The 18,919-nt window shown below is 65.7% G+C and carries 31 protein-coding genes; 3 read left to right on the top strand and 28 right to left on the bottom strand.

Annotated features, from left to right (window positions below):
* Window positions 1–98: 98 nt before the first annotated feature.
* Both OG329_RS29520 and OG329_RS29525 read right to left on the bottom strand, forming a co-directional pair.
* Entirely contained in the window at window positions 99–248 is a 150-nt protein-coding gene (locus OG329_RS29520; RefSeq protein WP_405799446.1) for a hypothetical protein, read from the bottom strand.
* On the bottom strand, window positions 238–678 hold the full coding sequence (locus OG329_RS29525; protein WP_405799447.1) for a hypothetical protein: 441 nt from the start codon (window positions 676–678) through the stop codon (window positions 238–240). Before OG329_RS29525 ends, OG329_RS29520 begins: the two co-directional genes overlap by 11 nt.
* A 187-nt stretch (window positions 679–865) precedes the next feature.
* Between OG329_RS29525 and OG329_RS29530 the strand changes: the two genes are divergently transcribed.
* Both OG329_RS29530 and OG329_RS29535 read left to right on the top strand, forming a co-directional pair.
* Entirely contained in the window at window positions 866–2,050 is a 1,185-nt protein-coding gene (locus OG329_RS29530; protein WP_405799448.1) for a helix-turn-helix domain-containing protein, read from the top strand.
* Window positions 2,051–2,456: 406 nt separating this feature from the next.
* Entirely contained in the window at window positions 2,457–2,702 is a 246-nt protein-coding gene (locus OG329_RS29535; protein ID WP_392677857.1) for a hypothetical protein, read from the top strand.
* A 36-nt stretch (window positions 2,703–2,738) separates the two neighbouring features.
* Here the strand turns inward: OG329_RS29535 and OG329_RS29540 are convergent, their stop codons facing one another.
* The 17 genes from OG329_RS29540 to OG329_RS29620 all read right to left on the bottom strand — a co-directional run bounded on the left by OG329_RS29540 (window position 2,739) and on the right by OG329_RS29620 (window position 11,565).
* Window positions 2,739–3,125 carry a hypothetical protein gene (locus tag OG329_RS29540; RefSeq protein ID WP_405799449.1) on the bottom strand — a complete coding sequence of 129 codons (387 nt, stop codon included), beginning with the start codon at window positions 3,123–3,125 and terminating at the stop codon, window positions 2,739–2,741.
* Window positions 3,126–3,470, bottom strand: coding sequence for a hypothetical protein (locus OG329_RS29545; protein ID WP_405799450.1), 345 nt, complete (start codon window positions 3,468–3,470; stop codon window positions 3,126–3,128). It abuts the gene before it with no gap.
* Complete coding sequence (locus tag OG329_RS29550) at window positions 3,467–4,660, bottom strand: hypothetical protein (RefSeq protein WP_405799451.1); 1,194 nt, start codon at window positions 4,658–4,660, stop codon at window positions 3,467–3,469. The genes OG329_RS29545 and OG329_RS29550 overlap by 4 nt, the downstream gene beginning before the upstream one ends.
* Window positions 4,644–4,877 (bottom strand): hypothetical protein, encoded by a 234-nt coding sequence (locus OG329_RS29555; RefSeq protein ID WP_405799452.1) that lies wholly within the window; start codon window positions 4,875–4,877, stop codon window positions 4,644–4,646. Before OG329_RS29555 ends, OG329_RS29550 begins: the two co-directional genes overlap by 17 nt.
* Window positions 4,874–5,263, bottom strand: a complete 390-nt coding sequence (locus OG329_RS29560) for a hypothetical protein (RefSeq protein WP_405799453.1) — start codon at window positions 5,261–5,263, stop codon at window positions 4,874–4,876. Before OG329_RS29560 ends, OG329_RS29555 begins: the two co-directional genes overlap by 4 nt.
* Window positions 5,260–5,478, bottom strand: coding sequence for a hypothetical protein (locus OG329_RS29565; protein WP_405799454.1), 219 nt, complete (start codon window positions 5,476–5,478; stop codon window positions 5,260–5,262). Before OG329_RS29565 ends, OG329_RS29560 begins: the two co-directional genes overlap by 4 nt.
* Entirely contained in the window at window positions 5,475–5,843 is a 369-nt protein-coding gene (locus tag OG329_RS29570) for a hypothetical protein (protein WP_405799455.1), read from the bottom strand. Before OG329_RS29570 ends, OG329_RS29565 begins: the two co-directional genes overlap by 4 nt.
* A 4-nt stretch (window positions 5,844–5,847) precedes the next feature.
* Window positions 5,848–6,507: a toprim domain-containing protein gene (locus tag OG329_RS29575; RefSeq protein WP_405799456.1), complete on the bottom strand. Its 660-nt coding sequence runs from the start codon at window positions 6,505–6,507 to the stop codon at window positions 5,848–5,850.
* A 13-nt stretch (window positions 6,508–6,520) separates the two neighbouring features.
* Window positions 6,521–6,955, bottom strand: coding sequence for a CHC2 zinc finger domain-containing protein (locus OG329_RS29580; protein ID WP_405799457.1), 435 nt, complete (start codon window positions 6,953–6,955; stop codon window positions 6,521–6,523).
* On the bottom strand, window positions 6,952–7,131 hold the full coding sequence (locus tag OG329_RS29585) for a hypothetical protein (RefSeq protein ID WP_405799458.1): 180 nt from the start codon (window positions 7,129–7,131) through the stop codon (window positions 6,952–6,954). The genes OG329_RS29580 and OG329_RS29585 overlap by 4 nt, the downstream gene beginning before the upstream one ends.
* Window positions 7,128–7,508, bottom strand: a complete 381-nt coding sequence (locus OG329_RS29590) for a hypothetical protein (RefSeq protein ID WP_405799459.1) — start codon at window positions 7,506–7,508, stop codon at window positions 7,128–7,130. Before OG329_RS29590 ends, OG329_RS29585 begins: the two co-directional genes overlap by 4 nt.
* Window positions 7,509–7,572: 64 nt before the next feature.
* Window positions 7,573–8,511 (bottom strand): AAA family ATPase, encoded by a 939-nt coding sequence (locus OG329_RS29595; protein ID WP_405799460.1) that lies wholly within the window; start codon window positions 8,509–8,511, stop codon window positions 7,573–7,575.
* 40 nt (window positions 8,512–8,551) lie between these two features.
* Entirely contained in the window at window positions 8,552–8,989 is a 438-nt protein-coding gene (locus OG329_RS29600; protein WP_405799461.1) for a hypothetical protein, read from the bottom strand.
* 73 nt (window positions 8,990–9,062) lie between these two features.
* Entirely contained in the window at window positions 9,063–9,536 is a 474-nt protein-coding gene (locus OG329_RS29605; RefSeq protein ID WP_405799462.1) for a hypothetical protein, read from the bottom strand.
* Window positions 9,537–9,576: 40 nt separating this feature from the next.
* Window positions 9,577–10,548, bottom strand: a complete 972-nt coding sequence (locus tag OG329_RS29610) for a hypothetical protein (protein WP_405799463.1) — start codon at window positions 10,546–10,548, stop codon at window positions 9,577–9,579.
* Window positions 10,545–10,844 (bottom strand): hypothetical protein, encoded by a 300-nt coding sequence (locus OG329_RS29615; RefSeq protein WP_405799464.1) that lies wholly within the window; start codon window positions 10,842–10,844, stop codon window positions 10,545–10,547. The genes OG329_RS29610 and OG329_RS29615 overlap by 4 nt, the downstream gene beginning before the upstream one ends.
* 262 nt (window positions 10,845–11,106) lie before the next feature.
* Window positions 11,107–11,565: a hypothetical protein gene (locus OG329_RS29620; protein ID WP_405799465.1), complete on the bottom strand. Its 459-nt coding sequence runs from the start codon at window positions 11,563–11,565 to the stop codon at window positions 11,107–11,109.
* Window positions 11,566–11,693: 128 nt separating this feature from the next.
* On the opposite strand from OG329_RS29620, the gene OG329_RS29625 reads away from it, so the two are divergent.
* Window positions 11,694–12,002: a hypothetical protein gene (locus OG329_RS29625; RefSeq protein ID WP_405799466.1), complete on the top strand. Its 309-nt coding sequence runs from the start codon at window positions 11,694–11,696 to the stop codon at window positions 12,000–12,002.
* A 48-nt stretch (window positions 12,003–12,050) separates the two neighbouring features.
* Here the strand turns inward: OG329_RS29625 and OG329_RS29630 are convergent, their stop codons facing one another.
* The 9 genes from OG329_RS29630 to OG329_RS29670 all read right to left on the bottom strand — a co-directional run bounded on the left by OG329_RS29630 (window position 12,051) and on the right by OG329_RS29670 (window position 18,916).
* Window positions 12,051–12,263: a hypothetical protein gene (locus OG329_RS29630; protein ID WP_405799467.1), complete on the bottom strand. Its 213-nt coding sequence runs from the start codon at window positions 12,261–12,263 to the stop codon at window positions 12,051–12,053.
* Window positions 12,260–13,330, bottom strand: coding sequence for a peptidoglycan-binding protein (locus OG329_RS29635; protein ID WP_405802087.1), 1,071 nt, complete (start codon window positions 13,328–13,330; stop codon window positions 12,260–12,262). Before OG329_RS29635 ends, OG329_RS29630 begins: the two co-directional genes overlap by 4 nt.
* A 34-nt stretch (window positions 13,331–13,364) precedes the next feature.
* Window positions 13,365–13,709: a DUF2746 domain-containing protein gene (locus tag OG329_RS29640; protein WP_405799468.1), complete on the bottom strand. Its 345-nt coding sequence runs from the start codon at window positions 13,707–13,709 to the stop codon at window positions 13,365–13,367.
* Window positions 13,709–14,989, bottom strand: coding sequence for a tail fiber domain-containing protein (locus OG329_RS29645; RefSeq protein ID WP_405799469.1), 1,281 nt, complete (start codon window positions 14,987–14,989; stop codon window positions 13,709–13,711). The genes OG329_RS29640 and OG329_RS29645 overlap by 1 nt, the downstream gene beginning before the upstream one ends.
* A gap of 70 nt (window positions 14,990–15,059) precedes the next feature.
* Complete coding sequence (locus OG329_RS29650) at window positions 15,060–15,305, bottom strand: hypothetical protein (RefSeq protein WP_405799470.1); 246 nt, start codon at window positions 15,303–15,305, stop codon at window positions 15,060–15,062.
* 17 nt (window positions 15,306–15,322) lie between these two features.
* The gene (locus OG329_RS29655) at window positions 15,323–16,405 is read right to left on the bottom strand and encodes a hypothetical protein (RefSeq protein ID WP_405799471.1); all 1,083 of its coding nucleotides are present in this window, start codon (window positions 16,403–16,405) and stop codon (window positions 15,323–15,325) included.
* 141 nt (window positions 16,406–16,546) lie between these two features.
* On the bottom strand, window positions 16,547–16,849 hold the full coding sequence (locus OG329_RS29660; protein WP_405799472.1) for a hypothetical protein: 303 nt from the start codon (window positions 16,847–16,849) through the stop codon (window positions 16,547–16,549).
* Window positions 16,850–18,061, bottom strand: coding sequence for a siphovirus ReqiPepy6 Gp37-like family protein (locus OG329_RS29665; protein ID WP_405799473.1), 1,212 nt, complete (start codon window positions 18,059–18,061; stop codon window positions 16,850–16,852).
* Window positions 18,062–18,916, bottom strand: a complete 855-nt coding sequence (locus tag OG329_RS29670) for a phage tail family protein (protein WP_405799474.1) — start codon at window positions 18,914–18,916, stop codon at window positions 18,062–18,064.
* Window positions 18,917–18,919 lie beyond the last annotated feature (3 nt).

An 18,919-nucleotide genomic window follows, 5' to 3' on the forward strand; every position in this document is an offset into this window, starting at 1 on the left:
GCATCATTCGGGTCAGCCTCCCTGCCAGATCGCAAGAACCAACGCACTGCCGAGAGCGAGCACACTCACCATGTAGGCCACCTGCTGTGCCTTCTGGTTCACGTGCCCTCCTCCTCCGCCGGGGGCTCCGGCTCGACCGGCGGAAGGCCGGACGGCACGAGATACAGCCTTCGCGACTCGGCCAGCTTCGACAGCGAGCTTCGTGGGTCGCGAACGGGGAGCGGCGGAGCCTCGGACTCACTGGCCATCGATCTCAGCCTCACCCTGCTGGCCGGCGTAGGTCTCTACGAGTCGGGACGTCAGGTCTGCCACATCCCGCATGTACTCCCACGCCATGACAGTGGGGTCGCCGCTCATCGGCCGGCGGTTGATGCGAAGCAGTCGGTACGCGGCCTGGTACATGCCCCGAACGGCCGGGTCGAGATCGAAGTTGAGATCTTCGCCAAGCAGGAGTTCGAGCATCCCGACCAGCGTTGCCGTGATGGAAGCGATACGAGGGCGGGCATCCCGCGAGACGGGCATCTCTCGGGCGACGGACACAGTGTCGCGGATTGTCCCCACGTCGATCACGTAAGCCTGGGGGTCGGAGGGCTCGCCGATGCCTGCACTTCCAGCGCCGCTGGTGGCCTTGGGCTCGTACGTCTCGGCCTGTGTTTTCGCCTGTGACTCGATGCTCACGCTGAACTCCTTGCTTGGAGTTGTAGTTCAAGACGATCGCTGGGTTCACTCCGGTTACTCGCCCGATCGCCGTCTGTAACAAGTGAACTGCGCAGGACCAAGATCAGTTCACACAGAACTTGCACAACGGAAGTGCCGGAGAGCGCAGTTGAGGGAACGGACCCCTTGACGTGGGAAGGTGAGGTGCATGGAGAGCACAAGCGCTGGCGAGAACATCGCCGTACTTCGCAAGGCGCGGGAGATGTCGCAGGCTCAGCTCGGTCGAGCCTCGTTGCTGAGCGTTTCCTACCTCAGCAAGATCGAGACCGGCCTCAGGCCGGTCACGCCGCCTGTCGCAGCAGCCTGCGCGAAAGCCCTGGGTGTTACCACGGCCCGCATCTACGGTCAGCCTTTCCGCGACCGCCCCCGCACGGAGGCCGAGCGCCTTGATGCGCTGCGTACGGCGGTGCGTCGGCACACGCTCCCGAAGGAAGACGTGCCAGACCCCAAGGTGCTGGCCCGCGACCTGAAGAACGCGGCACACCTTCGGGCGGAGGCTCAGTACCTCGGACTGCTCGACGTCCTGCCGAAGTTGCTTGGCCAGGCAACGGCGACAGCCTTCGCCGCCGGTGGCGACGCTGTCGCCTGGGGCCAGGTCGCCGACCTCTACGGATGTGCCTACGCCGTTGCTCACCGGCTCGGGGAGCCCGACCTTGCGGACATGATCGTCTCGCGGCAGCAATGGGCGGCGCACCAGACGTGGAACCCGGACGCGGAGGCCGCGGCGGCGTGGAACGAGGCCGGAACCTACCAGTCGGCCGGGCACTACGATGACGGACTCACCATCGTGGACCGCGCCATCGTCCAGTACGAACGTCTCGACAGCAGCGCCTCCGCCCGCGCGGTCGTCCTTGGTTCACTCCACCTGCGGGGGGTGGTTCTCGCCTCTCGGCACAAGGACGCTGCCGCCACGGAGGCCCACCTGGTTCGGGCTCGCGATCTTGCTGCCAAGCTCCCCGAGGCCGGCGATGTGCTCTTGCACAACCTGACCTTCGGGGCAGGAAACACCGCGCTGTACGAGCTCGCTGCCCACATCGAGTTGGATCAGCCAGATCGGGCGGTGAACATGGCGACGCCCCTCCTGAGCAAGCCGCCAGCGGGATTGAAGCCCAACCGCATCGGCCGACTTCACATCGACGTTGCGAGGGCACGACTGGCCGTTGGAGATGTGGCCGGCTCCGAAGAGTCTCTGAAAACGGCCTTCAAGGTGGCGCCGGAGATGACGGAGGTGCACCCCATGAGCCGAGAAGTGCTCAGGGTTCTCTTCGTCATGCATCAGAGGACGCGGCCGGACTTGATGGCGATGGCCAAGCGAGTTGGGCTGACCGACTGAGCTTGTCGCTCTCAACTGCCGTGTCCCTGTAAGGATTTGAGCCCCCATCCGCGCGGATGGGGGCTCTTTGGTGCGGCGTCAACCGCGTACGCGTGTGATTGCTCCGTGTTACAATCCAATCGAAGCATCGACCTCCAAGTCGAAGCTTCTACCAGCCGCGAGGACGAGTGACCCACCTCGCTGCCACAGGCTCCCAAGCAAGAGGCCCGCACGAAGGAAACACGGCCTCACCCGTAATACACCGGGTTCCTGTTCAGGTCACGTGTGATTTCTGCACGACAGGACTCGACCAGAAGGGCTCGGCGCCCCCAACGCCAGCCTTTCGACGCCACCTACAAGCCAGGTGGCCGGTCGAGTCTGTCGTCTCCTCACCGGCCACCCCCGAACTTCCGGGGAGTCAAGTCCGGTGAGTCCCACCAAGAAGAAGCTGATCGTGGTCGCCTTCTGTGTCATGTTCGCCGTCATCGTCGGCCTCGTCGTAGGTGTTGTCGTGTCGGCTCTTGGCGCGACGGCGCTGGAGAGTACTTCCGCCGGGGGAGGCGCCTTTGCTGTCGTATGCGGAATTGGGGTCGCGATCATCAGCCTCTTCGACTTCGAAGATGGACGACAGGCGCCCCCCACCCAGTCTCAGCAGGGGGCGCCAATTACTTGACCATCGCGCAGTCGTTGAGGCTGCCGGAGGTCACACTCAGTCTGGCTCCACCTGGCTGTCGTAACCGTCGATGTACTGCTCACCGTTCAGGCAGGCCGTCAGCTTGCCGACTGCCCGCTCAGTCGCCTCCTGAGCTGACTGCTTACGGACACCGCGCGAAGCGCCGATCTCGTCGTACCCCCAGTCAAGGCCGTACCGAAGGAGGAGAGACTGGCGCTCGATCAGTGTCAGGTCTGCGGTTCTCCATCCGTGCCGCACATCGGCGAGGTGAGCGGGGAAGGTCGCGCCCTTCTTCTTGTCGACATGCCCCTTCGGCATGTCCGCATCGGGGGCGAGCTCGTTCTTCATGCCGTACGCCGCATCCTGGTCCCAGACGGCGGGCAGGATCTTCTCGACGACCGCTCGGTTGTAGCCGCCAGCCACTCAGCGCCCCGCGGCTTCGAGCTGTTCCTGGTTGGCCTCCCAGGACTTGACCTTCGAGTGGCGCCGGGCCTCGGTGAGGTGCTGGTCCCGAAGGCGCTGGCCGATCCATCGGTTGAGGGCGCCGGGGCCCACTTCCAGCGCGGTCTTGGCCTGGCTCGGCCTGGTGGCCAGCAGGATGAGGGCGTCCTGGTGAGCGTCCTCGTACTCCAGACCCGAGTAGGACTCGGCCGCCTTGCGGGCCGCGCGCTGGGCGATCCCGTCGACCTCGTCCTGGCGGGCGAAGCCCCAGTCAGGCTTCTCCTCGGTGGAGTCGCTGAACTCGGCGTCGATCAGGTTGAGACTCACTGACTCACCACCTCCTTCACGGGCACCCGCCCGTCCTTGGTCACTGCGACGATGAGTCCGGGGGCGCCGGTCGTGCCCTTGGCGTGGCGCCACCAAGTGCTTTCCGACTCCATGGCCGGCGGCTGGATGAACGTGCGCGGCCCGTCGCTGTCGACGTGCTCGTGATGCAGGTGGCCGGCGAGGAGGAGGTCCGCCTGGTGCATCGCGGACTCACGACTGAACGCCTGCCCCTTCCACCACTCGAAGTGCTTGCCGGGCCTCCAGTGGTGGCCGTGAGCGTGGGCCACGACCGTGCCCGAGCACTCGACGACGACCGTCAGCTCGTCCGTGTCGGGCACGTAGAAGGCGACGTGACCGAACCGTTCGGGGTGCAGGTCGGCTGCGTCCTTGACGGCGATCAGAGACTCGGTGTCATGGCTGTCGTCGTACCGAGTCAGGCCCTTGCCCATGAACCGCACGGCCTCGCCGTGGTTGCCGGGGACGGCGGCCATCGTGAGACGACGGACCAGCGGTGCGAAGGTGAGGAGCGCGTGCAGCATCACCCGACGCGTCAGCCGGATCTGTTCGTTCAGCGTCAGTCCCGTGCGCCAGGTGTTCGCCCCGCCCTGCGAGACGAAGCCCTCGATGTGATCGCCGAGCCACGCGATGTGAATGTGGCCGATGTCGAAGCGGTCCTGGTAGATCCGGAACAGGTCGGCCGCCTTGTTCAGACAGTCGATCGTCCGGGCCAACGTGCCCTCAACACCGTCGCCGTCGATCTTCCCGAACTGCATGTCGCCGAGGGCGACGATGAAGGTGTGGCGACCGTCGCTCGGGTAGTTCGTAGCGCGCGGGTCGTGCGCCTCGATCGCGGTCAGCAGCTCGTCGAGAGCCGGCCGCTTACGTGCTACACTTGCACACATGCGGGCGAAAGTGAAGCGGGTGCTCACGCCCGTGCTGCCGTTCGCCATCGTCCACTCCGAGGAGCGGAGGCCGGTGACCGTCCACTCGGACGGGTTGAGGCCCTGGCCCTGGAGCACGCTGGTGGCCGCGCTCTCGTTGTCCTCGAAGGACTCGCCGCGGACGGTGACGTCGGCCTCGTCGCCCTTGATCTCGATCTGGCGGGTGAAGTCCTTCTCGGGGTCCACCTGTCGGGCCGGGACAGTGGGGCCCACCGGCTTGGCCAGGAGCTCGTCAAGCAGCTCGCTCACTGAGGTTGCCCCCTTCCTGCCGGAGTGCCCGGCGGTACGTGCGGATGGTGGTTGCGGACACGTCGTGACCGAAGCGGCGAAGGATGGCGGACAGCCAGTCGGCCGACGTCTCGCCGAGCAGGTGAGGCGCGAAGGCGGCCTGCTCGCCGGGCGTCATCGCCGCGTGGATGTCGGCCAGGGTCGGGCCCGGCTCTCCGGGCAGCTCGATCGGGGTCACTCCGCCTCCTCCGGGTAGAGGAGCGCGATGGCGTGCTCATACTCAGTCGTGCCGTAGGCGTAGCTGTAGTACTCCGACGACCATGCCTCGACCCAGTACCGGCCGGGGATCAGGCCGTCCGTCATCTTCTCGCCGCTCGCGGTGTCGGCGCGATGGAAGAACTCGTCGAGTCCTACCCAGTCCTGATTCCAGCCGACATCGCACACCACTTCGCCCCACTGGTCGAGGCAGTCATGCGTGTGCTCGATGCCGAAGCCGTCCTCCGGGTCCTCCTCGACGACCAAGACGTGAGGCTCGCCGTTGACCGGCTGCTTGCCGGGGTAGATCACGTCACGCTCGCCCTCGAAGGACTCGTCGTCCTCCGCGAGCCAGAAGGAGAGGGTCACTCGAACGCCCCCATCTCTGACTCCCAGTAGGTCTTGACCAGCTCGAACGTCTCCTCCCTGGTGAAGCCCTCGGCCTGCAACTCCTTGCGGAGATCGCCCACGATCGAGGCGGCCCGCTTGATCCCGCCGAAGTGGTCGACGATCGGCTCGGCGTCTCCGGCCTCGACCCCCTCCCAGCCCTCAGGCGGGATGAAACCCTCGTCCTCGGCTCTCACTTGTCGTCCAGCTTGCCGGCCAGGGCGAGGGCCGCCCCGGCGAGCTGAAGCAGGGCGTACCGGGCTTCCGCCTCGTACGTGGCCGACGCCTCGAAGGCGAGCGACAGGAGGAAGGAGTCAGACGTGCCCTCGTGGGCGTACTGCTGTCCCCAGGCCGCCGCGCGGCCGTCGTGGTGCTTGCGTCGGTGCTCGGGAGTGCCTTGGCTCGGCAGGGGGCCCAGGTGGCTGAACGCCTCTCGCATCTCCGCGAGCAGGGCGGCCATCGGGTCCGGCTTGTCGGTGGCAGCCTTGCGGGGAGCACGGCGCTTGGGCTTGGCCTCGGTCTCGACGGCCCCGGTTGCCTCGGTGGTCTCGTTCTCCGTCACTGCGTCAGTCCTCCTTCTTGATCTTGGCGAGCAGGTACTCGGCGCCGTGCGCCAGGTACTCGTCGGTTACGTCGGCCTTCAGTCGCACCGCCTTGGCGGTACGGAGGTGCCGGGTGATCTTGCCGGTGAGCTCGGCGCCCGCGTCGTCCGGATCGGCCCACGTCCATACGCGGTTGAAGCCGGCAAGCATCCTGCGGTGCCTGCCGAACCACATGTTGGCGCCGGGGATGGCGACAGCGTGAAGGCCGATCTTCCGCAGGACGATGCGGTCGAGCTCGCCTTCGGTGACGTGGATCTCGTCACCGGCCTCGTGGACGGAATCGATCCCATACATCCGAGGGATGTCGTCCTTGACGGTGTTGTACTTGCCGTGGAAGTAGTCACGGTGGTTGTGCTCGACGAGGCAGCGGAAGCGGACCGTGAGCGGATACCCGCCCTTGCTCAGGTAGGGGATGGCGAGCATCCCTCGGTACTTCTCGTGGCCCGGCGCCGGGTCTGCGACGATCCCGAGCCGATTGGAGACGGCCTCCTCGCGCCCGATCCCGCGGTCGATGAGGTACTGGGCCACCTCGGGCGTGATGTGCGCCTGGTAGGTGCTCACCGCCTCTTCCAGCATCTCTTTCTGGGACGTTGAGAGCGGCGTCAGCGGCTCATGCTCGGACAAACTGTTCTCCTCCTTACCTTCTCTTCCAGGCCGGGACGTATCCGCCGCCCGGTCGTTGTCCGGGCCGCTTGCTCGGGGGCCTGTGGCCGCCTCCGTAGCGGCTCGTGTAGCTCTCCTCGCGGGGGCCGGCCGCGCCCTCCTCGATCGCCCGTTCACGGGCGTAGTCCTTCGCGCCCCTGAAGTCGATCTCCTTGTCCAACTGCTCGCGGTGGTACTCGATGATCAGCGTGTAGCTGTCGCCGCCCTTGCCGCAGGAGTGGCAGTTCCACAGGCCCTCGTCGAGCCGGAACGACATCGACGGGGTGTTGTCGTCGTGGAGCGCGCACTTGGCCATGCCGGTGTTGCGCTGGTCGTTGAAGTCCACGTCGAAGTGGTGCATCGTCGCCATCAGCGAGGGCTTACTGTCGTCGCCCCCGCCCGAGTGCTCCTCGACGCGATGCCACCTCACTGTTCGATCTCCAGCGGCACGCCCAGGATCTCCTCCGTGGCGTAGATCTGGGGGATGCTCCAGAGCGTCACGTCCCGACCGGTCTCGTAGTCAATGGCCGCCTCGATCGCGAAGTCGATCGCCGCGTTGAACTCACCGATGAGCTTGGGCCCGAGGTTGTCCTTCAGGTCTCTCACTTCGGGTCCAGCCCGAGGTAGTCCTCGACGGTCGTGAGTACGAACGCCTGGCGCCAGTTCTTGCCTCGGCGCTTGACGACCACGATCGACTCGACCGTCTCCAGGTCCAGGTCGCGGTGCTTGGCGAAGTTCTCGCGTTCGACGATCGCCTCCCCGAGGAAGACGCCCGGCTCGAACTTGGCGTTCTTCGCCTCGATCACCAGGAAGCTGCCCTTGTCTTCACGGATGACGAGGTCGCCTTCGTCCTCGGCGCCGGCCAGGCGAAGGGATTCGACGTCGAATCCCTCGGACCGAAGTCCGTCGCGGAGCTCCGACTCCCAGTCGGCGCCCTTCCGCTTGTTCCGCCGGTTTCGTGCCGCGATGCTGTTGTCGCTCAACTTGCACACCACCTCCCAGTAGGACCGGATCGTTGTCCGGTTGGTTGTTTGTGAAAGAGCGGGACTACGAGCCCAAGCTCAACGCGACCTTCGTCGGGCTCCAGTCCTCCGACGCCTGCGCCTGCTGGACGATCTGCCGGGCTTCCGCCCGGCGGAAGCGGGTGTACTCGGGCTCGCAGATCATCGTGGCGTAGCGCTGCGCGGTCGGATCGCAAGGTCCCATGCGCTGCTTGATGCAGGCGACGTGGTACGCCATCGACGTCGGATCGAGCGCGACGGACAGCGACAGCTCCGGCTTCTCCGACAAGCCGCCCTTGACCTGGTCGCGCGAAGGCGGGTTCCAGGGGCTCGTCTTGGCCTCCCACGCCTTGTCGCTCGCGTGGTGCAGGATGATGACCGTGGCGCCCGTGTGACGGGCCAGTTCGGTGCACCCCTGCATGACCGCCATCTGCTCGGTGTAGTCCGACTCGGCGTTCTCGAAATCCATCAGGTTGTCGAAGACGATGACGTCGGGATACCGGTCCCACAGCTCGACGTACGCTTCCAGCTCCTCGTCGACAGCCCGCCAGGTGATCGGCGAGCCGAACGAGAAGGTGATGTTCAGGTCGGCCAGCGCGTCGATGTACGCCTGCCGGTACTTCCCGCCCTCGGCCATGCCTGCCTCGACCATCGTCGAGGTGTCCTTCGTCGCCATGGAGGCGAGCCGGCTGGACGCCGTGAAGGCACTCATGTCCGCGGAGAAGTACAGGGAGGACAGATTCATTTGGGCGACCCAGAACAGGGCGAAGCCCGACTTCTGTGTACCTGAGCGGCCGGCGATCATGACGACCTCGCCATGCCTGGGCCTTACGCCCATGGAGTACAGGTCGGCGAACGCTTCGACTCGCGGAAGCTCGCGCCCAGACTCGGCATGCAGAGACAAAGACCTACCAGGGGTGAGCAATTTGCCCGACCTCCTTCCTTCGTCAGCGGCTTTCGCCGCGCGGGGCTGGCGCCCCGTCATCGACCTCCCCTCTCTCGCGAGCTACACTTACACACTGAGGTCAGTCGAAGTCAGGGGCGTCGGCGACGGCCGCCTCCGCCTGGGCCTCACGCTTGTTGGCGTACTCGACAACGGCGGTACGGACGGCCGTGTCGGCGATCGGGCGCCAGACCCACGCCGGATGCGCGCCGGGCTTCTTCGCCGGGATCTGCTCCAGCTTCACGATGGTCGCGCCGTCGACGATGGTCTCCAGGTCGCGAGCGAGGATGGTCTGCTCGATCCTCTGGCCCTTGGTCACCTCGGGCGTGCCGGCCGCGAGCGCAGCCGCGTCCTTGAAGATGGTGACGTCCGCGAGGACGGAGTCCTTCGGGCCGTTCGGGGTCGGGCGCTGGCGTTCGAAGGAGTGGACCTCCAGGAGGATGGCCGCCGCGTTGATGTTGTCCGCCGGCTTGAACCAACCGCCGCCCTGGACCGGGATGTCGATGAGGTTGAGTCCCACTGTTGTGATCTCCTTTGCTCGTTGCCCTGTCGGGCAGTCGCTGTGACTCGGTGCTGGGTTGCTGGGGATGGCGCTACGCGCCTTGAAGGGCCTTGCCCTTCGCCTTCCATGCGGCCATGACCGCCGGATCGCTGAAGAAGGTCTGGTTGGCGGCCCAGAGCTCCTTCAGCTCCTTGACCGTGGCCTTCTTCGCGATCTCCCCGAGGATGTACGCGTTCGGGTCGGCCTGCTTCGATGTTGTCACACTTGCACTCCCGCTCGAAGCGGAAGCCGCCGCCCACGGGTCGCCTGTCGGCTTGGTCGGCTCGGTGTTCGGCGCCGTCTCCTCGACGACCGTGGCTCCGAGCGCCGTCGCGATCAGACCCTTGCCATGCGCGATGTTCGTCGCGTTGATGACGACGCCGCTCAGGCTGAGACCCTGCTGCGTGGTCGGGTCCATCCCGAAAAACTCCAGGATGTTGGCCCGGATCTCGGCCGAAGTCCCCTTGAAGACCGCCCAGGTGTCGTCGTAGCTCTTGCCGTACTTGATCGTGACCGTTGTTTCCACTGGCTACCGCGCTCCTCTCTCGTGACGTATTGCTACACTTTCACACATCGGTTGAAGTTTCAACCCCGCTCGTTGCGGTGTGGCTCACAAAGGGCTTGAGTGCCCCCTTTGTGCTGCGGGCCTTGCGGATGGTGAGCGCAAGATTGGCGAGCGCCCACCCGATGCTCAGGTCTGCCCAGTACAAGTTACACACCCCAGTCCCGGCAGGCAAGTGGACGATGATGCCCCACTCCTGATTCACGGGAGGCAGCGGCGAGTACGCCTGGGCGGCCTGCTCTGCCGTGAAGTCCTGCTTCTTCCACGCGGCGACGGCCTTCTTGTCGTCCGCGTCCACGGGGAAGCGCTTGTGGTCGTACAGCTTGCCGCGCGAGTACACGGCAAGCTGTGACGCCATCTTCAGCTTGCCGTACTCGACTGAGCCGGTCTTCGTGTCCGTGATGAAGTTGCCTGAGATCGGCTTGCCGTCCGGGCCCGGCCCCTCGTAGAAGGAGAGGCGGTCGAAGGTGCCGCCAACGCTCAGCTCCGGCACCACGACGAACTGTTCGATCGCGACGACCTTCAGCACGCTGGTGGCCATCATGTACGCGGCCATGTCGTCGAGATCCGCGGCCGAGATGGTCTTGGGCAGCGGATCCCCTCGGTCCACGTACTCCGAGAGGTCGTGAAGGTATGTCCCCTTGCGGCTCTTGTCGTTCGCGCCGGCCGCGTCTTCCGCCTGCTCGACCAGGGCATTCAGCTTCTTCTTGTCGGCGGCGTCCTCCGGGTCCAACTTCCGCGCCTTGTCCGCCAGGCCGGGTCGCTTGGTCATGCCGACCAGGACGTTGCGGGTCTTCCAGTCGACGAGGCTCGACTTGTCCTCGATGCAGTCGATGAACGTCGTTGTGCGGGTGTGGCCCTTCGGCTTGCCGCCGCCCTCGGGAACGATGAGAGGCCGGCCCCAACCATCGCGGGGGACCGACAGGTTCGGGTGCAGCGGCTTCTGCTGCGGGATTTCCATCAGGTTCAGGCTCACGCGGCCACCTTCAGGAGCGGTGCGCACGCCGGCCTCGGGGTCAGGTAGATGCGGATCGTATCGTCGTCCAGGATTTCGGGATCTCCCTCGTCTTCGTCCAGCAGGTCAAAACCGTTCCGTCTCGCCATCAGTAGGACTGACTTCATGAGGCTGGGGCGGTAGCCGGGCCTCGCGTCGATGTGGAAGTCGTAGTTCTCTTCATCGACGCTGAGTGTGATCAGTCCGTCCGGAGAGTTGTACTCTCCGTGCCATCCTCCGAGTGCTGAAGATGGGCCGTCCCCCAAGCGATGCGGCATGTACCGACCTCCTACAGTGTGCAAGTGTCGCTGGCGTGTGATCATCCTGCACGGATGGCAACGCTGTGTCAACCCTTGCCTACACAAATCATCCACATGAGGTTCATGATCTTGGTGATCCGGAAAATACGACTCCGGAAGTGAGCGGATGGTTGCACAGCGATCACAAAAAGTTTGAACGTTCACTCACGCGACTCTTACACTGGGCAACATCAGAACCCCCCGCAGTAACGATGCGGGGGGTTCTGTTTCACCTGCTCGTTCAGTCTCGGTCGGCGTTTTTCCGTGCCGTGGTCTTGGTCTTCGGCTGATGGATGAGGTCGTCATCTCCTTCTTGCCGGGGCACGTAGAAGAAGCCTTCCTCAGTGTCCGGGTCGTAGTGAACGACCGCGCTCTCCTCCTCAAGCATCTCCTTCCATGAATTCAGCCGCGCCCGGTCGGAGTCGGTCACCGGGAACCCCTGCCGGTGTCGGGCCTCTGCTCGAAGCATCGCCACCGGGTACAGCCAGCGGTGCTTCTCCTTGACCTCCCATGGAATGAGGTCGTCATCCCGAGCGATCCGTCGATCCAACCCCCGGCGCCGCCGGAAGTTGCTCCACATCGAGGGGACTGTGTTGATGCCGTACTTGCGCTTGTACTCGTCGATCATCCACTGGTAGGTCTTGCCTTCTTCGAACCAGCGAATGACCTCAGTCTCGTCCTGGATCTTTCGCGCCGCCATGAGCCTCCCGTCCCTTGGTCTCACCTTCACACGGCCGCTTACACTTGCACGATACCCGTTGGCGGTCAAGATCGCGGGAGTATGGTGGTAAAGACCGAGACAAGATGCACACCGACAGGCGGAGGCGCATGAAACTCACTGCATGTGACATCGACCGCGCAGTACCGGCCCAGACGTACACCATTGAGGTGGAGGACGGCCGAAAGGTGACCAAAGACCTGTGTGCGGAACATGCCGCACCCATCGAAGCCGTGCTTGCCGAGTCCGGCGAGGCGGGGCCGGAAGGTGAGGTCGCGGTTCGCGTCGAGCCAGCGGCCAAACCGCCCCCCAGGAAGAGGACACCCGCCAAGAAGGCGGCGACCAAGAAGACTGCCGCTCGTCGGCGTCCGAAGGTCACGTCGCTGGCGGAGATCGAAGCCAGCAAGAAGAAGACGTGAGACGACAGAAGCGCCCCCGCCAGCCACGAAGCCAGCGGGGGCGTTCTGTCATTCCGAGTCGGGCTTCTCGACGAAGCCGAGTGAGGTCAACGCCTGGATCGCGATGGCCGCTTGGGGGTAGTCGGTCGCCACGACAGAGGCGACCGACAGGGCCACGCCGAGGATGGCCGCAGCGAGTCCGGCCTTGGATCTGTATCTCGTGGGAAGGGCCCGAGCGATGACGCCCAGGCCCTTCTCGCTCACCCTCCGGTGCTTGCTCACTTCCGGTCGGCCTCCTTCTGGAGTTCGACGAACCCCTTCTTCCCGATCGCCGGGTCGTACGAGAGGCCCGCACCCTTCAGGTGGGGGTTCTTGGTGTGAAAGCGCGCGACGGCCTTCTGCGTCCCTGCGCCGTAGAGGGTGGTGTAGGCGCCGGGGATTGGGCCGTAGCCGGCCTTGACGAGGAGCTGCTGAAGCTCCTTCACCTGGGCGTGCGTGGCGCCCGGCTTCACCGCGCCGTTCAAGGCGACGATCTGGCTCTTGGGCGGAGTCGAGGGCCCCTTCGCCGGGGCCGTCATCAGCCGCTTCCAGGTCTCGGTGCCGGGGTAGCCGTCAGCGTCCGTACCGGTCCAGCCTTGCGCCTTCTGGAACGCTTGAGTTGCGTCCTTGTCCACCTCGGTGAACCTCGGGCCGGGCCCCTCCTTGTAGAAGCGGCCGTAGCCGTGGGCGACGAGGCGCTGTCCGAGGACGGTTACGGCCGCGTGCGACTGGCCGAGCTTGAAGGCGCTCGCACCGGGGAAGGACTTGCCGTTCCAGCCCGACGAGCCAGAGCCCCCGCCCGAACTGGGCGGCGTGGTCGGAGTGTCGTAGCCATCGGCCGGCATTCCGTCCAGGACCCAGGTGTACAGCTTGGCGCCGGGGCAGGCGGTCGCGATGCCGTCGCGGTGCCCCTTCTTCGCGAGCGTGCGGCCGGTCTTCCTGCACGCCTCGTCGTACAGCGCGCGGGCCGCGGCAAGAGCCTTGTCGCTCGGCTCCTGGCTTCCTCCGATGGCGATCTGCACGCCGATGCCGGAGACATTGTGGCCGGGGCAGTGGGCGCCCTGCTTGGTCCAGCCCCGGCCCTCGTAGACGTTGCCGGCCTGGTCGACGACGAAGTTGTAGCCGACGCCAGCCCACCCCTGGTTGATGTGCGTGCGCTCGATCGCTTGCGGCACTTGCACACCGGTGTAGTTGATCGGGGTGGCGCCGTCGTAGTGGATGAAGAACTCGGTGCGCTGCGAGAGCGCGACGTAGGACGGGGTTCCGTTCCAGGGCTTCGCGCCCCAGGACGAGCGGGAGATGACGTTCACGGACAAGGGGTGATTCCTCCTGTGGTTGTGCGGCTCAGACCGCGGTGATGTGGTCGTCGAGCCGGTCGGAGACGGCCAGTCGCTCGCGGCGTTCCTGGCGCAGGTCGTCGCGCAGGCCGCCGATCTCCTCGGTGTGCTGGCTGAGGACGCGCAGCACTTCGCGCACGTCCTCGCGCAGGTCGTCGAGGTCGTCTCGCAGGTTCGTGGTGTGGGTGTTGGAGACCTGGTCGCGCGCCTCCTGGACGTTCTCGCGGACTTCCTCGATCGTGTTGCGCTGACGCCGGAGGAGTTCGACGAGGGCTCCGATGAGGGCCACGGCGACGCCCCCTCCTGCGGTGATGAGGGCGACGTTCGCGGCCTGCTCTGCTGCGGCGAACATCAGGAGGCACCCCGCCCTGCTTCGAGGGCAGACAGCCGGGCCTCCAGGGAGGCGATCTGCGCGGTCTGGCGCTGGACGACCGGGAGCAGGGCGACGCCCAGCAGGTCGTAGCGGAGGCCGTCGACCTCGCCGTCCATGAAGTTGACCATCCACTTCAGACCGAGCTCGTTGACTTCGTCAGCGATGAGGCCGACCTCGTCCTTGCGGCCCTCCTTGGTCGCGCCGGTCTCCTCGTCGACCGTGTCCTTCCGGTCGTAGATGACCGGGCGCATCTTCAGGACGGACTCGGGGTCGATCTCGAAGTCCCGGATGTTCTTCTTGAACTTCGCGGCCGAAGTGTTGCGGCAGAAGTCTCCGCCGTTCTCGACCCAGACCGCGTACCAGTCGGAGCCCGAGGCCGAGTTGTTGTACGGACGCTTGGAGCCGTTCGCGTAGGCGATCGTGCTGCCCGACGTGAGGTAGCCGGAGTGTGAATGTGAGCTCGGCGGAAACGATGTCGGCTTCAACGTGATCGAGGACCAGGCGTGTGAGTGAGTCGACGGGGCGAACGCTGACGGCTTGCCAGAGATGTCGTCCCACTCGTGGTTGTGCGAGCTTGGCGGGAAGGCGGTCGGCTTGCTTGTCACCTCGGCCCACGGGTGCGCGTGTGCGGCCGGGGTGAACGACGTCGGCCTGCCCTCGATCGTGTTCCAGTTGACGGTCGCGGCGAGATTCTTCCACTGCGTACCGTCCCAGTACTCCCACATCTGCGTGGAGTTGTTGAAGCCGAGCCGCCCAGTGCGGGGGCCCTCCGGGCGCGTGGAGGTCGCCCACCCACCCACGGTGTTACCGAGGTAGCGCCGCGAGAGCGAGACGTCTCCCGAGCCGATGGTCGCGGCACCGACCGGGATGTTGACGGTCGCCAGCGGAAGCTCGTAGACATCCGAGTCGGTCTGAGTCAGCGCGGGCACGCCTCCCCCAGGGGTGCCCTGCGCGACTGCGAGGGTGATGGCGTTGGCCGTTGGGTCCAGCCGGAGAACGATGCGGTCGTAACGGACCGCAGTACTCGCGGCTGCAACGGGCAGCGTTTCGACCGCAGTCGACTGGACGGCGTGGCCACGCACGATCGCGAAGCCGGGATTTACCTTGACCTGCATGCCGGAGCCGTCGCCGTAGACGCGGAAGTCGGGGCCACCCTCGGTGTCGGCGATGCCGGAGTGAGAGGCGAGCTCGCGGAAGAGGTAGCTGTACTGACCTTCGGACACGGCCTGACCGTCGAACGGGTAGGAGCTGATGGACACTCGGGGTTCTCCCTGTCGGAACGACGAAGGCCCCCGAGCGATGCTCAGGGACCTTCGGGCGAGGGGTTGGTCAGGCGGAGGGGCGCAGCGCAACAGGCGATGACGTGAAGTCCAGGGTTGTGGTCTGCACGTAGCCGAGGGCGTCGGGAATCAGAGGGAGAGCAGCGCCGGCCATGGCGTCGATGATCGCCTGGCGCTGCTCTGTGGTGAGCGAGCCGCCCAGGCCCTCGGGGACGCCGACGAATTCGATGCTGATGTACGGCGCCGCCTTGCTCTCGTCGCCGAATGAGGTATCGATCGTTGCTCCGGTGATCACGATGCGGAGATCCTTTCTTACGCGGCGAGGGCCATGATCATCTGATCGTGGTTGACCAGCATGTTGGCCTTGGTGATCGAGGTAGGTACGCCGGACAGGCCCTCGATGTAGGCGTTGCGAACGAACGCCGTGGGCAGCAGGTTGAAGATCGAGGGATTCGTGCCCGACTCGTTTTGAACGTGGAAGTAGTACAGGTCAGTCGCTTGGCCGGCCGACATCTGCCACGAAGCCCAGTACCGGCCGGGCTGCAATGTGACTGCGGTGCTGAGCGGGAAGGCGACGGCGCCCGCGTGGCTGTTCTTCACGGATGTGGGCGTGCCGGACGTCTGGCCCGCAGCTTCGATGTTGGACAGCGCGGTCGTGCCGGAGTGGGCGACTCGGGCACCGGCCTCGTTGTAGATGCCCGCGAAGAACCGGGCGGCCGGGATTGTCGTCGACCCGGCCCATCCAGCCGCGAGAACCACCACCTTGCCGACCGTGGTTGGCTCGGTGATGTACATCCCGGCGTAGTACGTGCGTCCGATCGTCACGGCGCGGCCCAGGGTCGGGGCGGCCACCGAGGCGGGGTCGACGGACCAGGCTTGGAAGCCGAGGGCCTGCGGTGTCCAGATGTTCTTCGCACCCGCTGTGGGTGAATCGAGCTGAAGGACTGCGCCGTCGCCCTGCCTCACGAATGCCTTGCCGGACTTCGAGTAGAAGTAGGCTCCGCCGCTCGCGGCAACCGGGTCGGTGGACACGTCCTTCACGGCAACGGCGCCGGCCGTGGTGGACCGGGCGTTGCCGAGTGGAATGGTGGTGCCGATTGCGACTTGGCCGGTGCCTCGGTCCCCGTAAATGAGTGTCGACCTGAAGGAGCCGTCGTCGTTGCGTGACGAGAGTCGGAAGTTCGAGCCGGACCCATCGCCGGACTCGGCGACGTCGTCCTTCTGGAACGTCCAGCGCTTCACTCCCGCGACGTCGAGACTCCACTGTCGGTAGGCGCCGGCCGAGCCGTTGAGGCTGAAATCTCCGGTGAAGGCGCCGCCACTGGTGGGCATGGCATTCACGTCGGCGGCCGTCAGGGTGATGCTCGCGGCCGACTTGCCGTTGACCGACTGCACCAGGCCCGCGGCTCCGGTAGCTCCAGTTGTACCCGGCGGACCTGCGGTGCCTGTAGCCCCGGCTTCTCCCTTGGGGCCCTGAGCTCCAGTCGGTCCGACGACCCCGGCGTTCTCCGGTGCTGGCCAAACGCTGAGTCCCACTTACGTCACCTCCACGCCGCTGATGTGGGTCGCGGCGGGAACCGCGTTGCCCTGAACTTGGATGGAATCGCCCTCGTCGAGTACTTGGCTGCACTCCAAGGTGAGGACACCCTTGGTGGCGATGCCCGCGTTGGCGATGAGGAAGGTCCCGCCGATCTTGACCGCGACGCTTGCGGTGGAGGGGCCGTTGTTGGCCGCGACGATGTTGGTCACGATGGCCTTGGCGCCTGCGGGCACTGTGTAGACGGTGGTGAGAGTGGGTGGCAGGTCGCCGCGGTAGAAGTTCCTTGGCGCAGTGGCCACTTACCACACCCCCATGATCGACATCATTTGGTTGTCGGCCGCAGCGCCTACGTCAGACGCTCGCTCCAGTTGTGAGACGCGCGCCTCGGTGTTTGTCACACGCTTCGCGAGGGCCGCGTCCGCGTTGAAACCGGTCGCGTCACCAAGCAGGGCACCGACTCGGAATCCGTCGTTGTCTGCCCGCAGGACCGCGCCGGTCACGGTGGACTTCAGCTCTTGGCCATCAACCACGACGGAGACCTTGTCACCCAGGCCCCACTCGCGCCCGAAGCGCATCGTGGTGTCCTCCATCGGGACCGCCTGGACGTTGATGGCGGTGAAGCCTGCGTCCTCCATGGCCTCGTCGCCGGCCTGCTGGAGCTCGTCCCACTTGTCCGTGTTCCGTTGGTCGACGAACCGCTCAATGCGGCGGCCCCAGTCCGCTTCCGCGGCGATGGACTCAGGCGTCTGCACCTGGAGAAACTGGCGCTTCACCAACTCGCCCTGACCGGCCACGATGGCGCGTGTGACGCCGGGGGGAGTGATGGCCACCCGGTGCCCGGCAAGCGTCCCGTTGGCCACGTCAAGGCGGATCAGCGCTGTGCGGTCGGTGATCTTGTAGGTCTCGAAGACCAGACTTGTCCCACGCTGTACGACACGGAAACCGAGGCCGCCCAACAGGGCAATTTCGGCGAGGAGGTTGCCCAGCACGGGGAAGCGGGCGGACTTGATGACGGTAGGTCCGCGCCCGAGGCTGACGCCGTCGATGAGACGCGCCTTGCGTCGGGCGACCGGGGCCGTCGGACCGATGTTCGCCATGACGAAGGAGTGCATGACGCCCTCCGCCGAACCCCGTCTGACGTCATGCGCCTTTGTCTGACTGGCGCCATTGGGATTGCTTGGGTCGGGGAAGGCGAGTGCGTCGGCCAGACAGACCGCGTCAGACACACCCTCGAAGGTGACGCTGCCTCCAGGGTCCTCCGGAGTAGCTGCGAACTCGGACTTCACCATCGGCCCGGACATCAAGACGTCGTTCGGGCCGGTGATGATGAGGCCAGCGCCGGGCGTGCGGAGAGCATTGCAGAGCGGATTCTCGATCCCGAGCTGCACCTTCCAGTCGCCAACGTTGTTGAAGTTGTCGGTCAGTTCGAGCCGCAGCTCCTCGGGCCGGATCAGGCCGACCCGAGCGAGCTCCTTGTCGCGCACCTCGACGGTGATGTCTTCGAGTCGCACTCACACCACCATCCACTTCCGGGGCCTCCACGAACAGGCGATCTTCGAGGAAGAGTTGATCTCGATGAGTTGTGCGGTTGCAGTGGAGACACCTGGCTTCACGGTCCAGAAGCGCGGAGCGTCTTCCAACTTGTCGTAGCGGTTGGTGCCGCCCTGGTCGACCACCGTTCCCTTGCGCGTGTCGATGGTCAGCCGTTCATTCGCGCCGAGCGTGCCGCTCCAGGCCAGGCGTTCACCAGTCGGAGAGACAGCCTCGAAGTTCCTGCCGGGGCCGATGACCTCCCAGATCGGGTACGCCTCCGCATCGCCGGAGTTGTTGAGCTGGATCTCGCCGATCGCCTGTGAGGCGGAGACTGGCATGGACGCGATGCCCGACAGCCAGGAAGCCGCGGCCGTTCCGCCAACGCTTCGCGTCTGGGCCTCCGAAGAGGTCCAGTACGGGTCGCCAGCCCGGAAGGTGATGACGGTTTCAAGCTCCCGCTCGCCGAACGTGTTGGTGCCGTAGGTGTACTCGCCGCCGCCAACGCGGTGAACGTCGGTTGTCCAGCGCGTGCCGTCGTCGTCGAGCAGGGTGAGGGTGCACTGCCCGGCCAGCGCGAGGGCCAGCCGGGACAGCAGCTCTTGCAGATGGCGACGGTCTCTCGCCAGGATCTCCAGCGGAATGTCGATATCCCTGGCGAGGACTCGCCTTCGCCGGTAGATGGCGCCGTCTCCGGCGCCTTCGAGCCACTGGACGGAGACGGGGGGCAGGCCCAGGCCCGTCACCCCCGCCTTGGCTTGGTAACCCAAGCCCTTGTCCATGATCTCGTTCAGGTCGAGAGTGTCAGCCTCGCTCGCCAGGAGGAGTTTCGGCAACTA

The sequence above is a fragment of the Streptomyces sp. NBC_01506 genome (assembly GCF_045040295.1).
Classification (GTDB): Bacteria; Actinomycetota; Actinomycetes; order Streptomycetales; family Streptomycetaceae; genus Streptomyces.

Coding starts and splice junctions, on each gene's coding strand:
- OG329_RS29640 (WP_405799468.1), bottom strand. CDS start 13,709: ATGTTCGCCGCAGCAGAGCAGGCCGCGAACGTCGCCCTCATCACCGCA.
- OG329_RS29615 (WP_405799464.1), bottom strand. CDS start 10,844: ATGCCGCATCGCTTGGGGGACGGCCCATCTTCAGCACTCGGAGGATGG.
- OG329_RS29620 (WP_405799465.1), bottom strand. CDS start 11,565: ATGGCGGCGCGAAAGATCCAGGACGAGACTGAGGTCATTCGCTGGTTC.
- OG329_RS29520 (WP_405799446.1), bottom strand. CDS start 248: ATGGCCAGTGAGTCCGAGGCTCCGCCGCTCCCCGTTCGCGACCCACGA.
- OG329_RS29625 (WP_405799466.1), top strand. CDS start 11,694: ATGAAACTCACTGCATGTGACATCGACCGCGCAGTACCGGCCCAGACG.
- OG329_RS29595 (WP_405799460.1), bottom strand. CDS start 8,511: ATGACGGGGCGCCAGCCCCGCGCGGCGAAAGCCGCTGACGAAGGAAGG.
- OG329_RS29530 (WP_405799448.1), top strand. CDS start 866: ATGGAGAGCACAAGCGCTGGCGAGAACATCGCCGTACTTCGCAAGGCG.